Raw genomic sequence first — 15226 nt, 5'->3', positions numbered from 1 at the left:
ATTTATCAAATCGAAATCACTACACCCAAGACGAAAGAAACCATTAGCAAAGTAATCCTTTTAACAGAGGAGCAAAAAAAAGTAGCTTCAATCTTCAATTTTGGGTGTTAAAATGCGGAAGTCAGGAGGAGAACAAAAGCTCAAGGCAAAAAAATGGGGAGATATTCCGGCTATTTGTGTACTGGATGCCGGCAATAAGGAGGTAATCATCTTTGGCAACAAACTCTTTAAACCGAGAGCCTTCGCCATTATGCTGCCCAATATTTTGGGTGATTTCAGCAAGGTGCTTTTTGAAAAATACTTCCTCTGGAAAACTCGAAACGGCTATTCTTTTTTGCCGTAGTCAGGATTAAAACATTAGCTCAAGGAAGGTGTTTTAAACGTCAAAGAACACCTTCCAATGTGGCGTGAAGAAGATAACACCCTGATCAAAACTTTTGAATTCAAAGACTTTGTCGAAGCTTTTGGGTTCATGGCGAAAGTAGCCTTGTTGGCCGAAAAAATGAACCACCATCCCTATTGGATCAATGTGTATAACCGGGTTGAAATCAGACTCAACACACATGACGCTGGCGGGGTGGTTACTGAAAAAGACTACGCCTTAGCCAAAGCTATAGATGGGCTAATATGAATTATCTACTGCTCAGAAGTTTTTTGTCGAAGGCATATGCCATCAAATGACCTTGCGCCGTGCGACAAACCAGCAGGATTTGATCGGAACGCCCTGAATTCAGAACAAGGGGATCACCTATTCCATATACCGGAAAACCTGAGAGCAGATTGCCATCCTTTCGGATAATAGCGATCTTTTCATCTCTCTCGCTGGTAAGCAGGTAAAAAGGTTCCTTTTCTACAACCATTTTTTTCGGTGCTGATGAGAGCATGAAAGGCATTTTTTTGTCAAAAATCACATCCCCGTCTTTTACCATTACGCGATTGCCACCAGCATAGCCAAGGTAGATGCCGTCATATTCTACCATACCGTATTCCACGGCATTGAGTAGGCCTACGCTGTCCACTTTGCCATTTTGAAATGCACTAACCAATTTTCCGTTGGGTTTTATGTAGGTGAGATACCAGAGTTTAGACTCTCCAGGAAATACGAGCCGCACTTTTGAGGTCGTTTTAAACGGGTACAATCCTTTTAACCGTGAGGTACCTGTGCGATCAGTTATATAGATAGAACCGTCAATGCACTGAAAAACAAGGTAATCAAGACCTCGTGACTGATAATGCTCTGGTGTATAAGCAAGGGGAGCTGGAAGTCGTTGCAGCTGCCAGCCTTTAACAGCATTGCCTTTTACATCGAGGTTGTGTAGGGTGGTTCCTTCGCCTATGAGTAGGCGGTAATTTCTATTTCTATCGTAATCCATCAGAGCAGCAGACGTGATTGTACCTCCGAATTTTTTCGGCCAAGGAGGTACGTCATTTCCGTTGCGGTCGATTACATACACGCTGCGCTGCGTCACTACCACGTGCTGCAGGCGGCCATTTTTAAACATATCCCATTGCGAAACCTGTACAACAGGGGCATCTAATTGTTTTTGCCACAGGCGAGATCCAGTTGCTGAAAGCACGTGCAATACATTTTTGGAGTCTTGATATACTATTTCATAGCTTCCATCCAGATGATTGATCGCTTTGTAAGGTCCGTTAATTGGATCTGCATTCTTTAATGTCCAAAGTTGTCGGATGGGTTGGTCGTCGGTTGATTCGCTGGTGAGCAATGCTGAAATATATGCATTTTGGTTTATTGGGCTAATTTGTACGATAGCTTGATTGAACACTGCTGAGCGTTCTAAAATTTCTTTGACGATCTCGTATTTTTTACCAATGTTTTTTTGTAAATTTTTTTGTAGGAACCCTCTTCTGGAATACGCGATAAAATGTCCTATTTGACCAGCTCTCGAATGTATTTTTTCAAACTCTTTGGTTCTCGTTAAAAAGAGTGATTCTTCCCAAGAGTTAATCGAGCTAATGAGTGCTGATTCGGAATCTGAAAACAATAAATACTCACCGAAAATAGTGTAAAAAACATTAGATGAAAATTGACTTACATTGCTGAATAAAAGGTCGAAAATTTTAAAAGAGGGCCATTGAAAAATATCTTGACCTCTGTAAGAAAAAACAGGGTTTTTACTGAAGTCAATATTCAGTGCATTAAAAAATTCTTGGGCGTTATTAGTTCGGCAAAAAAACACTTTTGAACTTCCGTTTTCTTCTGGCAAATAGTACAATCCAAAATCTCCTTTTAGCCATTCCTGTAGTTTTTTTATGTCGATGTTTTTAAATTCTGAATCCAATAATTTCTGGTGTTTTTGGAGTTTGGCATTTTGTTCTAGATATTCTACGTATTTTCTGTAAAAGGTGGAAAAATTTTCAAGATTGTAGTACACAAAAGCTTCTGCATGAGCTGGGATGGGAAGGTGTTGAAGTTTTTTTTCAGCTGTGTAATTCTGTGACAAAACGGAAAAGTATAAACCCATGGAATCGGGCACTTGAACGAGACCGTCGATTTGCAATGTGTTTTCAGAGATAAGTGCATCAAATGATGCCCAAACTCCCATTTTGCCCATCCACTTTGGAGAATCAGCAGGCATCAGCACATCCAGTACACTAGCAAATTCTTTTACGTTGATCAGAAGGTTTAAAGGTTCCTTTTTGTTGATTTTTTTTAAAGCTTCCACAAAAGACTGCTGATAGTGCAACGAATGTTTCCCGGAGTAGGTCCGTATAGCCTCTTCGATTAAAGCTTTCTCACGGCTAAAGAGCAGATTGTTCTTCACCTGAGAAAAGAAAAATTGTCGAGAAGTAGCATCTCTTACTTTTAAAATGCGCGTGCCCTCATACATATAAGAATTCAGCTCAAACACTGTAGTGTCTTTAACCGGTTGAAAGTTTCCGGAAGGATTTTTAAGAAGGAACAGCCAACCGTATTTCTTGGCTCCTGATAGCACCAGAGCACTGGTCAATGAATTTTGACTCAATACATTAAAAGTACTGTCGCCGGCCAGCAGTCGGAAAAACTCCAGATCTTTTTTTATCTCCTCAAGCCATTTTGACCCTTTAAGATTTTTGAAAAAGGCATTTTTCTGAACATCAGCAATCAAATTTTGCGGATTGTGAGAGAGCACGATAGCCGATGCATCAGGGGTAATGAATTGAAAGGGGGATATTTGTTCTACTTCCTTTCTGACACAGGCACTAAGGAGGAATAGGGCAATAATCAGAAGGTTTTTTGAGGCTTTTAAGGGGCAAAATTTTTTCATTCCTCAAATTTGAAACAAAATTATTGTTTTGCCCTTCCTTGATTTTTTAGAAAACCTCAAAAAAACACTCTTTTAAAATAAAGTTTACCTCACTGTACGTCGGTGGTTTTGCCTTGCAGTATCTGCTGTTGAATTTTTATGCTCGATCGATGAATGAGTTGGAAGATTTCCAAAATCACATCTTCGTCTAAGCCCAATATTCTGGCCAGTTGGCTTCGGTCTTTTACGATTTCGAACCAGCGCTGAAACTGTAATATCGTAATGTTGTGATCTCTTTTGAGTTCGCCAATGCTCTCGACCAAATGCTTGCGCTTTTCTAAAAGGTTAAGTATTTGATGATCAAGAGCATCGATTTGGTGACGTAGTTCGTAGAGGTGTTCCAGTGCCTCCGTATTTTCTGGCAATTCTTCTCTACGAACGAGCTTTGTCATGATTTCCTTAAGCTCGGCGGGGGTCACCTGTTGCTCGGCATCGCTCAGGGCCTGATCAGGTCGGTAATGCGACTCGATCATAAGCCCGTCCATTTCGAGGTCGAGGGCTGCTTGGCTGATTTCGAAGATGTAGTCGCGTTTGCCCGATATGTGGCTGGGGTCGCACACGATGGGAACATCGGGCATGTGTGTGCGAAACTCTACAGGTATTTCCCACTTGGGATCGTTGCGAAAAACACTGGTGCCCGAAGTGAAAAATCCACGGTGAACGGCCACAATCCGACGAATGCCTACCTTGCGAAGCCGTTCTACACCGCCGATCCACAAGCCTAAGTCTGCGTGGATAGGGTTTTTGACCATTACAGGCACATCTATTCCGCGCAGTACCTCGGCTATCTCTTGTACGTAAAAGGGATTTACCGTGGTACGCGCACCGATCCAAAGTATGTCGATGCCTGCTCTAAGGGCAGCTTCCGTTTGCCAGGAGTTAGCCACCTCAACGGCAAATTTGAGCCCTGTTTCTTCTTTGATTTTTTGAATCCATTGAAGGGCGTGTTCGCCTATGCCTTCAAAACTACCTGGCCGAGTTCTCGGTTTCCACACGCCAGCTCTTACAGCGATCAGATTCGAAATTTCTCTTAGCTCAAGTACTGTGGTGCGAAGTTGCTCATAACTCTCAGCGCTGCACGGACCGGCAATCAGCGGCACATGGGCACCATTGCTCTTACCGGTTAGTATTTCCGTCACATTTTTCATAATCCCACCTGCAAAAATCCAACTTTTTTAACGATTTCGTAATCATATTGTTGGGATTTTGTCGCTGTGCAGGGAATTTTATTTTTATTTCACACTGCACAGCATCGTTTTTCCTCTCGACACGCGTTTATGGAGTCTAGCTTTGATATACAAACTCCCAATAGTCATCGGTAAAAGAATTATCACTCCTGCGAATGATCAGTTCGACGGATTCAAAGATGGAGGGGTGTGGTTGCATTGTAAAAAAGAATATTACACGAATTGGCGTTTCTGAGTCGGGTTTAGAGCGAATAATTATTTCGCGTGTAAGGCGTAAGTCTTTTTTCTTGGCCAATTGTACAATCACATTTTTATATGTAAAGGGAACAATAAGGGCTAAGGTACCTGATAACAATTCTGCTGATTTGCCAAAAAGTACATCATAAGAAAGGCTTTCGTCGCCATGTCGCGCGGAAGTTTTATCTGCTTTTGGCGACTTGAGCTGGTTGTGAAAAAAAGGCGGATTTGAGACGATCAAATCGTATTTTTCATCAGTAGAAAATGTTTGATAATCGGCACACAGAAATTCTGAGCGGTTTTCTAAATAGTTCCTTCGGCTGTTTTCAATGGCTTGCTCTATCGAAGGCCGATGTAGGTCAATGCCTGTCAATAAAGCATTAGGAAACTTTTGTGCAAAAGACAAACCGATGATGCCACATCCACAGCCTACGTCGAGCACACGGTCGGCAACTGCAAATCGACGAATAGCAGCGCTCAGCAGTACGGCATCGGTGCCAATTTTGATGCTCGATAAGTGATGAAAGAGCATTAGTCCAAAAATTTGAAAAGGTTTCTCGTCGGCCGAAGTCATGGTGAAGATTGAAAGGCGAAAATAATCGGAGTGTAACCATGGCACTGCAAGGCTTAACTGTACCTTTGTCGTATGGCAACCGAGAAGCTTGAAAAAAAAGTTTCGATCCAAAATCGCAGGGCGCGCTTTGAGTACGAAGTGCTCGACAAATTCGTGGCCGGTATGGTACTACTGGGCACAGAGATTAAGTCTATTCGCCAGAGTAAGGTCAATCTTGCGGATAGCTATTGTTACTTCAAAGGTGATGAGCTCTTTGTGAAAAATATGCACATAGCCGAGTATTCGCATGGCAACATCATGAATCACGACCCGCTACGCGAGCGCAAGCTGCTGCTGAGCCGCCGTGAACTCAAGCGACTGAAAGATGCTATCAAGAATCAAGGTCTCACTATTGTGCCCCTTTCCCTATTTATCAACGACAAAGGACTCGCCAAACTCGAAATTGCCTTAGTGCGCGGTAAAAAGCTCTACGACAAACGCGAAAGCATAAAAGAGCGCGATCAAAAACGCGAAATGGACCGCATGCGCCTATGACTATGAAAAAGGCCCCGCTTCAGGTACTTATTACTGCCGGGAATGAAGAAGACAACATCAGAAGGGTACTTGATTCAGTATTCGATTGGGCTGATCATGTACTGCTCATGCTAGACAGCAATAGCACAGACAAAACACATGAAATAGCAAGAGAATATCAAAACATACAAATCTACAAGCACCCATACGACACTCCTGCCCGCCAAAAGAACCGCGGACTCGACCTTTTGAGTACGCGCTGGACGCTGATACTCGATGCCGATGAAGTAGTAACCGATGCTCTAAAGCATGAGATTGACGCAATCGTACAGTCGAATAAAGGGCTAAAAGCCTACTGGATTCGACGGAGAAACAACTTCATGGGCCGATGGATTCGTTTCAGTGGCTGGCAGGGCGATAAAGTAATTCGGCTGATTTACAACGACGGCACCTGCCGATATCCCGATGTACTTGTTCACGAAGAAATGGAATGCTCTTGCGAGTTGGGACGCATTGATGAGCCACTGCTGCACTATACCTACCGAGGTCTCGATCACTATCTGCAGAAAATACATCGATATGCCACTTGGCAAAGTGAGGAACTGTTTGAAAAAGGTAAAAAGCCTGGATTTGTACATTTTGTGATTAAACCCCTTTTTCGCTTTGTGAAGCACTATTTCCTTCAGCAGGGATTCAGAGATGGGATACCGGGTCTGGCCATCAGCGCAATTCAGGCATGGGGTGTGTTTGAACGCTATATTAAATTAGCTGAATTACATAGAAAAAACGCAAAATAAATGATTGCTCAGTTTCTCGGATTTTTCATTTTTATCATTACCACCTTTGCTCTGTTTATTTTTTATTATATCAAGGTGTTTTGGCATTTGAAGCTGCTGGTTTTACAGAATAAAAAGGGTAAAACACCTAAAGAGCTTCAGGCGATGGATCTTTTGATTTTCGATTGGAAGAATGCTGAAGAGCGCAAGCTGAGGCTGGAAGCCCTGTGGATGTATCCGCTGCTCTTTCCGGTGGAGATTGATGAAAGAGACAAAGGAGAAGTACTCCACATCAAGCAAACCATAAAGCGATGGAACATAGCGATCTACCTTACGCTGATGGCTATGCTCCTATCGTACATTTATATTTCGAAAACGGGTTTTGGCGGTTAAGCGCTCTGCTCACAAAGCCGAATTCACCACGACCGATTTAACGTTTACAAAGGCACGGATGCCTTCCTCCGAAAGTTCGCGGCCGTAGCCACTGTCTTTTACACCCCCAAAAGGCAAGCGCGGATCGCTGTGGATCCATTCGTTGATATACACGGCCCCGTCCTGAAATTTTGGGACAAGCTTTTTAGCACGCTCCACATCTTCGGTAAAAAGGGCCGTACCGAGACCGTAAGGAGTGCTGTTGGCCAATTGTATGACTTCTTTTTCAGAAGAATAAACAATTAATACAGCCACAGGCCCAAAGAGCTCTTGGTCAAAGGCAGGCATACCGGGCTTTACATGAGTGAGTAGCGTCGGTGTGAAAATTGTGCCGCTGCGCTGAGCGCCCAGATGTACTCTTGCCCCCATATCGACGCTGGCAGCTACCTGCTTCTCGAGTTGTTCGGCCAGGTCGAGGCGTGCTACCGGGCCAATATGCGTATCGTCCATGAGAGGATTTCCCACTTTTAAACGCTTGATACGAATAGTGAGCTCTTTGATATAAGTATCGTATTTATCCTTAGGTACGAAAATGCGCTTGGCAGAAATGCAACTCTGTCCGGCGTTCATAAAGCGCGCATTCACAGCTTGCTCAACGACTTTTTGAACCGGTGCATCAGGAAGTGCTATGAGCGAATTGCTGCCGCCGAGTTCCAGAACCGAAGGCTTCAGATGCTGACCTGCCAAGGCTGCCACAGCTCGACCGGCTCGAGTGCTGCCCGTAAGTGAAACACCTGCAATCTCTCTTCGAGAAATGAGACCACTGACTTGTTGAACAGAAATAAATAAATTGGTATAAACCCCAACAGGGAAACCTGCACGGGCAAAGAGCTGCTGCAACATAAGCGCAGATCGCGGTGTGTTGGGAGCGTGTTTCACCATCACCACATTGCCAGCCGCCAGAGCAGGAATGGCAAAGCGTATCACTTGCCAAAAGGGAAAGTTCCACGGCATGATGCCCAGAATTACGCCGAGAGGTTCGTAGCGCACCTCGCCGATGCGACCGGTTTCAAGGGGCACTTTTCGAGATTTTAGCTGACTGGGAGCGTGTTCCACATAATATTTACATGCTACAGCACACTTTTTTACTTCGGCTATGGCTTCGCGCAGTGGTTTCCCCATTTCAAGGGATATGGTTTGGCCGTAGGTTGGTGCTTCGCTGTTCAGCAGATTGCCCAGCGCATCGATGAGTGCCAAGCGTTCTTTAAGGCTTGTTTTGCGCCATTTTAAAAAGGCTTCTTGCGACTTTTGTAAGGCTTTATCCAGTTCTGAATCGGTAAGCAGTTCAAATCGGGCAAATTTTTCGCCTGTGTAAGGATTGATGCTTTCAAAAGAATTTAGGTCGTGGTAAACCATGGATGCCATGTTTTTGGTATATCTTCGAGTGTGTAAAGGGTTAAAGGTTTCCATTGGTAATGCTCTACGGGATCGGCGTCAGAGAGGTCGATTTCGATGTATCCGAATTTGAGCTGAAGGTCGCCGACTTCTTCCAGTTGCCATTTCCACATTTTTTCGGCCGGGTAATATATAGCCGTAAAGCTTAGGTCGGCGCAAACAGTGCCGGCAGGGGTGCGCAACTTTGCATTGCGAAGCAACACATCGCGCAGATTCTGTCCGTTGATGGGCAATGAAAAGTAGGCAATAGATGAGGTTGCTACGGGATCAGATAGGTGTTGTAAAGCATTTTTTAAAAAGTGAAAGCACATCTGCCGGGCTATAGTGCGATGTGGATCGTGGTAATGACCACCGCACTCGACCAAAACGGTAGAGATCCCTCGGTCGGTACACCACTCGCCCATAGCTTGCGGGTAATACTCATCGCTAAACCGGGCGATGTATTTGCGATCATTGACTTCAAAGGTCTCTAGCGTATTAGAAATCAGTTTTATGGCATTGAGTCGTGCCTGTTCGCCACGCTGTGTGATGGTGGAGGGTGCGAGTAGCGATAGTGTAGCAGGCACCGAGGTACTGCCGACACTGAATAAGGTGCGCTGATCGTGGAGATTGAAGGCCCAAGCAGCATTTTTCCCGAGCAGCGATTTCAGTAAGGCAGCCTCTGGCGAAAGGGCGCGAAGACCTTCTCTGTTGAGGTCGGATCCAATGGCATTGTACCGGCTGAATCGAGCCGCTCCATCGGGATTGAGCATAGGAACTACCACCAGCGAGTAGCGGTTCAACAGGTTGTTGAGAAGGTTAGCATCTTCCTCAAGGGTAAGTAGTAAATCGGTAAGCGCATATGTGCCAGTGGCTTCGTTGCCATGCATTTGCGACCAGATGACTATTCTTTCGGATTCATTGCCGGCGTGTAAGGTGTAGATAGGTCTGCCTTCTACCGAAAAAGCGATTTCGCTTCGCCAACGGGTAGTGTGTTTTAAAAAATCTAGAATCCAAGCATGTAAGCGCTCGGGCTGTAAGTGAATGTGTGACTGTAACCTGTCCATCAAGTCGTTTAAAATGCGAGGTCAAAGGTATCTTGATGGGCTATTTCGTTGAGTACTCCAATCATTATTTGGGCTTGCTCAGAGGTGTACGTTTTGGTGCGATAGTTTGTAACGGGTGTAATTCCTTGGATTACATTGGTGAGCCAAAGCTCGTCAGCCTTTAGTAGGTCGAATGGTGTTAGGTCTTTCTCTTCGACCGAAAGGTCTGCTTTATTGGCAGCTTTGAGTATGCGCTGGCGCATAATGCCGCGCAGTGCCCCCGAACGGAGTGGTGGGGTGATGAGTTGCCGGCCAAAGAGGGCAAAGATGTTTGAACGGGCGGCTTCCACAATGTTTTTAGCGTCGTTGATCAAAAGCGCGTCGTAGAGTTCGTTTTCAGCTGCAAAAATGGAGGCCAATACATACAGCTGGCTGCCGATAAGCTTAAGGCCTGAGAGTAAATTAGTCGGTTTAGGGACGTCTTTGTAAACATCGACGCGGATGGTTTGCGAAGGAAAGGAATATTCATGTGCCTCTAGCTGAGTACAGGTGATGAGGTATTCGGGGGCGTGCAGCTCAGGTGTATACAATCCACCACCAGAGCGCCATACAGTGAGGCGCACGCGAACGGCTTGCTTCTCCCAGTGGTGTGCAGAAATGAGCTCTAAAATTTCGCTTTGTAAAAATTCAGGTGTCCAATGCTCAGGGATGCGAATGCGCAGAATGCGCATGGAGGCCATCAGCCGAAAGTAGTGGTCTTCCCAAAAGAGCAATTTGCCGTGGGCATACTTAATGGTTTCAAACACGCCATCGCCGTAGAGCAGCGCACGATTGCTAAGTGAGACGGGCAGGGTGTCGGCGTCGTTGATATTTCCGTTGTAATTAAAGATCATTTTAAATGGATTCAATCAGGGTATAGCAAATATTTGGAGCGAATGCGCTGAAAGCCAGCCAGCTCTTCAGCCCAACTGTTGCGAATGTCTTCTGCCTTCATCCCAGCTAAGATTTGCCTGCGCAACTGGTCTGTACCGGCCAGTTTGTCGAAGAATGGGGCAAAGAATTTTGAAGGGTTTGGTTCGAGCTCCACAGCACCAATCAGCCAATCGAGATATAGGAACGCAGCATCGGCCATAAAGTTTTCTGCAAAGTGGCGAAGGTCGAATCCCCTACACTTTTGGCCGGCATATGGCGGATTAGAAGCGCCGGGTCGAGACTCTGGAGTGAAATAAAAATCGCCATCAGCAAAGGTGGGTGAACCAATGATTTCGAAGGGCCTATCGGTACCTCTGCCGACGCTTATAGGAGTTCCTTCAAAAAGGCAAAGCGATGGATAGAGCAGCATGGCTGCGCGCGTGCGCAGATTAGGCGATGGTGGTACCGTCGGAAAATAGCGCTTTTTTCGGATGTAGTCTTTGATTTTTATGACCATGAGGTCAGCTTTTACTCCATTTTTCAGCCAGCCTTCGCCATTAACCATTTGGGCGTATTCACCTATGGTCATTCCGTACACGATGGGCACGGGATGCAAGCCTACAAAGGATTCGAAGCCCTTGCGAAGCACAGGGCCATCGATGTAGTGGGCGTGTGGATTGGGCCGGTCGAGTACAATGATTTTTTTGCCTTGTTCTGCACAGGCTTCCATAATGTAGCTCAAAGTAGAGATGTAGGTAAAAAAGCGCACGCCCATGTCTTGCATATCGAATACGACGAGATCTACCCCTTGAAGATCAGCGGGTGTGGGCTTTTTGCGATCGCCGTACAGAGAGATTACGGGTATTCCTTTGTACTGCGAATGACCAACTTTTTCACCGGCGGAGGCCATTCCTGAGAGGCCGTGCTCGGGAGTGAAAATGACGGTTGGTTTAAGACCTTGAGACAAGACAAAGTCAATAAGATGTACAGAATCTCGCACGGAGGCGTGATGCACTGCCAGAGCGAATCGCTTGCCGTGCAAAAGGGGCAGCCATTGGCCTGTCTGATAGATGCCTGAATAGGGCTGTGCACTTGATGTGCTCAATGTGAAGGCAAAGAAGAACAAGAAAATATTTCGGATTCGGGCTATCGACATGGCTGAAAGCGTGAAAGTGATTGAAACGTCGAAATTCCGGGCAAGTTTACCACAGATTGTACCAAAATTAAGCATATTAAACGTCTGGTATTTGTAGATGCGCATCACAGGCAGACTTGTTCATAAAGAGCAAAAGTGAAAGCTGCACATGCGAGAGGGATTGAGGTAATTCGTCACAGAGTGATAAAATAAAAAAACCCGCCCAGGTGAGTGAGCGGGCATTTAGGGAGCGGTTGTGGGAAGTAGAGTTTATACGGGTTTGGATTTGACTATTTTCAATCCAAGTCGATACTTCAGACCGTTGAGCAAATACACCATTACTGGCACAATGATCAGGGTGAGGAAGGTGGCAAAGGTGAGGCCGTAAATCACCGTCCAGCTCATAGGACCCCAGAAGGCTACGTTGTCACCGCCAAAGTAGATGTCGGGGTTGTATTCGGTAAAGAGCTTTATGAAGTCGATGTTCATTCCGGTAGCAAGGGGTATAAGGCCCAGTATGGTGGTGATGGCAGTGAGCAGCACCGGGCGAAGGCGTTTCTTGCCGGCCTCGACGATGGAATTGTAAATTTCAGTCATAGGTAGCCGGTCGTTGGGGTTGATGCCAAGCGCTTTTTTACGGCGTGCCATAAGCAAATTGGTGTAGTCGATGAGTACAATGGCGTTGTTTACTACTACTCCTGCCAGGGAAATGATGCCTATCATAGTTAGGATGATGACAAAGTCTTGCCGGAAGATGACCAGCCCTAGAAATACGCCAATGAGGGAAAACACTACGCTGATCATGATGATGAGTGGTGTAGATGCTGAATTGAACTGAGCTACGAGGATGAGGAAGATGAGAAATACTGCGATCATAAGGGCTTTAGACAGGAATCCGAGTTCTTTGGATTGTTTTTCCTGTTCGCCAGTGAATCGGAGTGTAATTCCTTCCGGTAGCTCGTAGCTTGTCAGCAGGCGCTTTATCTTATTCACGGTGGCGGTGGCATTAACACCTTCAAGCACGTTTGAGGTTATGGTGATGGTACGCTTCAGGTTGTGGCGTTTTACAGAAGAGAAGGTAGAGGATTTAACTGGATGGGCCAATGCAGAAATAGGAACTTGTTTGATTTTGCCTGTGGCCTGGTCGCGGAAGGTGATGCGCGTATCCATGAGCTTGTCGAGCTCGTAGCGGTATTGGTCTTTGAAGCGAATGTTGATGGGGTAGTCGTCGTTGCCATCTTTGAAGGTGGAAACTTCGCGGCCGAAGAGGGCTGTGCGCAGGGCATCGCCGATCTGATACGTGCTGATGCCAAGAGTTTTTGCCTTCGTACGGTCAATGATGATGGGCAACTCGGGCTTAGCGCGGTCCACGTCGAGCTTGAGTTCTTCGATGCCGTAAATGTTGGCATTGTCGATGAAAACTTTGATGGCTTCGGCTTCAGCAATGAGCTGCTCGTAATTGTCACCAGAGAGTTCGATGCTAATGGGTGCTCCGGCAGGTGGACCTTGGCGGTCTTTGCTCACGGTGATTTGAGCGCCCGGAAACATCCGAAGCTCTTCGCGAATGTCTTCGAGCACTTCTGAAGTTTTTACGCCTCTGCGCTGCTTTGCCTCTACAAATGCGATGGTGACTTTGGCTTTGTGGGGGGTAGCGGCCTGAGAGGGGCCCTGATTGGGGTCAGAGGCTCCCTTACCTACCTGAGAGATGATGCTCGAAATGAGGAAGTTATACGTAGTGTCTCGTCCGTCGGGAGTTTTTTCGGTTACGAGATAGCGATCGTAGATGGACTTGAGGCGCTCTTCGATCTGAAGAGTAAATTGATTTGTAGTATTAACATCAGTACCCATCGGCAGCTCGATGTAGATTTCAGCTCTATTTGGTTCATTGACGGGGAAAAACTGAACCTTTGGCGGGAAGATGGCAATAAGTATAAAACTGAGAACCAACAGAGCTATGGTACCGATGAAAAAGTAAGTGGGATTTTTGCCCCGTAGGGCAAACTTTAACAGGGCTTCGTAATTTTCTTCAAGTCGAGGGAGGAAGTGATTTTGGAAGGAATCGGAGAGCGGCATCAATACTTTGTAGTTGAAAGGCCCAATGAGTCCGAAGAAAATCAAGAGATTTCCGAACCAATAGACTCCGGCTACTAAAAAGAGCGTTCCGACAAATATGAGAATGGCGGTGATGCGCCAAACGCGCTTCATGTTGGGCTCATCTTCTTTGAGCTTCATATACACAGAGGTAAGCACGGGATTAATGACTAAGGCCACGAAGAGCGATGAGCCTAATACAATCATGAGTGTGACGGGGAGGTATTTCATAAACTCGCCAAAGATGCCCGGCCAAAAAGCCAGTGGAATAAATGCTGCCACAGTAGTGGCCGTAGAGGCAATAATGGCTACAGCTACTTCGCCCACACCCTCCTTAGCTGCGCGGATGAGCGGCTTGCCTTCAGAGAGGAGGCGATAGATGTTTTCGACAACTACGATACCGTTGTCCACCAGCATACCAAGGGCTAATACGAGCGAAAAGAGCACGATGGTATTGAGGGTTACCCCCAATGAATTGAGAACCATAAAGCTGATGAGCATGCTGAGGGGAATAGCGATGCCCACGAAGAGGGCGTTGCGCAAGCCCATAAAAAACATAAGTACTGCTACCACCAGTATTACGCCGAAGATGATGGAATTTTCCAACTCAGCTACCTGATTGCGCGTGCGGTCGCTCTGGTCGTTGGTAATGGAGAGATTCAGATTCTCAGGAAAGTAGCTGGCGCGGGCCTCTTTAATGATTTTATTGATTTTGTCAGAAACGATGATGAGGTTTTCACCGCTACGCTTCATTACGTCGAGCATTACCACGGGCTTTCCAAATTCGCGCGCGAAGGACTCTTTCTCGACCTCTCCAAAAGATATATCGGCAATGTCTTCGAGATAAACGACTTCAGCGTTTTCATTCTTGACGATGATTCGTCCCACCTCAGAGGGGTCTTTGAACTCGCCGATTACGCGAATGTTTCGACGGTATCCATCCACTAGGAAATCGCCAGCAGCCACTGAGATGTTTTCGCTGCGGATGGCATTTGCGATGTCGTCAAATGAGAGATTGAGCAGTTCGAGCTTTTGCTGGTCGAGGCTGATGCGCAGCTCCTTGTCGTCCATGCCGCGTATTTCCACCTTCGAAACCTCTGGCAGGGCTTCGATTTTATCTTCGAGATATTCGGCGTACTGCTTGAGTTGGTCTGAAGAGAAGTCACCGCTTAAGTTGATGTTCAATACAGGAATTAGTTCAGCAAAACTGAGCTCAAACACGTTGGGTTCCGCCGGCAGGTCTTTGGGAAAGTCCTTGCTGCTGCGCGCCTGGTCCACTTTGTCCTTTACCTTTCGCAGGGCTTCGTCAGGTTTTACTTTGAAGTCAAACTTTACTTGAATGGTCGAATAGCCTTGTACGGAGGTTGAATTGATTTCTTCAATGCCCGAGATGCCGTTGATTTCTTTTTCGAGTGGCCGGGTGATGAGCTTTTCGATGTCGATAGGAGAGTAACCCGGATAGGCGGTACCTACGTAGATTTCTGGGCTTACGATTTCTGGGAAGGTTTCGGTAGGCATGCCTTTGTAGGCTACCAGACCGGCTATGAAGAGAATAAACGTCAGCACAAATACGGTGGTCTTGTTGTCCACCGAAAAGGAGCTGAGTTTAAACTCTTTTTTAATGGTTGCTTTGGTCTCCAT

The 15226-nt window shown here is 46.0% G+C and carries 12 protein-coding genes and 1 pseudogene; 5 read left to right on the top strand and 8 right to left on the bottom strand.

Annotated features, from left to right (window positions below):
- Positions 1–112 precede the first annotated feature (112 nt).
- Both EIP89_RS07090 and EIP89_RS07085 read left to right on the top strand, forming a co-directional pair.
- Positions 113–343, top strand: coding sequence for a hypothetical protein (locus EIP89_RS07090; RefSeq protein ID WP_124397976.1), 231 nt, complete (start codon positions 113–115; stop codon positions 341–343).
- Positions 344–394: 51 nt separating this feature from the next.
- A pseudogene (locus EIP89_RS07085) lies at positions 395–631 on the top strand (4a-hydroxytetrahydrobiopterin dehydratase); the annotation flags it as partial.
- Position 632: 1 nt separating this feature from the next.
- On the opposite strand, the gene EIP89_RS07080 reads toward EIP89_RS07085, so the two are convergent.
- The 3 genes from EIP89_RS07080 to EIP89_RS07070 form a co-directional block, all read right to left on the bottom strand.
- On the bottom strand, positions 633–3269 hold the full coding sequence (locus EIP89_RS07080; RefSeq protein ID WP_124397974.1) for a DUF3352 domain-containing protein: 2637 nt from the start codon (positions 3267–3269) through the stop codon (positions 633–635).
- 89 nt (positions 3270–3358) lie between these two features.
- Positions 3359–4456 carry a chorismate mutase gene (locus tag EIP89_RS07075; RefSeq protein WP_124397973.1) on the bottom strand — a complete coding sequence of 366 codons (1098 nt, stop codon included), beginning with the start codon at positions 4454–4456 and terminating at the stop codon, positions 3359–3361.
- Between the two features lie 136 nt (positions 4457–4592).
- Entirely contained in the window at positions 4593–5306 is a 714-nt protein-coding gene (locus tag EIP89_RS07070) for a tRNA1(Val) (adenine(37)-N6)-methyltransferase (protein WP_124397972.1), read from the bottom strand.
- A 72-nt stretch (positions 5307–5378) separates the two neighbouring features.
- Here EIP89_RS07070 and smpB point away from each other — a divergent pair, with 72 nt between their 5' ends.
- From smpB to EIP89_RS07055, 3 genes are read left to right on the top strand one after another with little or no spacing between them, the layout of a single operon-like run.
- Positions 5379–5840, top strand: coding sequence for an SsrA-binding protein SmpB (gene smpB / locus EIP89_RS07065; RefSeq protein WP_124397971.1), 462 nt, complete (start codon positions 5379–5381; stop codon positions 5838–5840).
- Between the two features lie 2 nt (positions 5841–5842).
- Positions 5843–6616 (top strand): glycosyltransferase family 2 protein, encoded by a 774-nt coding sequence (locus EIP89_RS07060; RefSeq protein WP_160160555.1) that lies wholly within the window; start codon positions 5843–5845, stop codon positions 6614–6616.
- Positions 6617–6988 (top strand): hypothetical protein, encoded by a 372-nt coding sequence (locus EIP89_RS07055; protein WP_124397969.1) that lies wholly within the window; start codon positions 6617–6619, stop codon positions 6986–6988.
- A 9-nt stretch (positions 6989–6997) separates the two neighbouring features.
- On the opposite strand, the gene EIP89_RS07050 is transcribed toward EIP89_RS07055, so the two are convergent.
- From EIP89_RS07050 to EIP89_RS07030, 5 genes are all read right to left on the bottom strand, one after another.
- Entirely contained in the window at positions 6998–8383 is a 1386-nt protein-coding gene (locus tag EIP89_RS07050) for an NAD-dependent succinate-semialdehyde dehydrogenase (protein ID WP_124397968.1), read from the bottom strand.
- A complete protein-coding gene (locus EIP89_RS07045; protein ID WP_124397967.1) occupies positions 8365–9468 on the bottom strand; it encodes a M14 family zinc carboxypeptidase in 1104 nt (367 codons plus the stop codon). The genes EIP89_RS07050 and EIP89_RS07045 overlap by 19 nt, the downstream gene beginning before the upstream one ends.
- A gap of 8 nt (positions 9469–9476) precedes the next feature.
- A complete protein-coding gene (locus tag EIP89_RS07040; RefSeq protein WP_124397966.1) occupies positions 9477–10340 on the bottom strand; it encodes an aminotransferase class IV in 864 nt (287 codons plus the stop codon).
- An 11-nt stretch (positions 10341–10351) separates the two neighbouring features.
- Positions 10352–11620, bottom strand: a complete 1269-nt coding sequence (locus EIP89_RS07035) for an exo-beta-N-acetylmuramidase NamZ family protein (RefSeq protein ID WP_245966119.1) — start codon at positions 11618–11620, stop codon at positions 10352–10354.
- Positions 11621–11764: 144 nt separating this feature from the next.
- On the bottom strand, positions 11765–15226 hold the full coding sequence (locus tag EIP89_RS07030) for an efflux RND transporter permease subunit (protein WP_124397965.1): 3462 nt from the start codon (positions 15224–15226) through the stop codon (positions 11765–11767).

This window comes from Thermaurantimonas aggregans (assembly GCF_003851885.1).
Classification (GTDB): domain Bacteria; phylum Bacteroidota; class Bacteroidia; order Flavobacteriales; family Schleiferiaceae; genus Thermaurantimonas; species Thermaurantimonas aggregans.
This window is presented reverse-complemented; position numbering and strand designations above follow the sequence as displayed.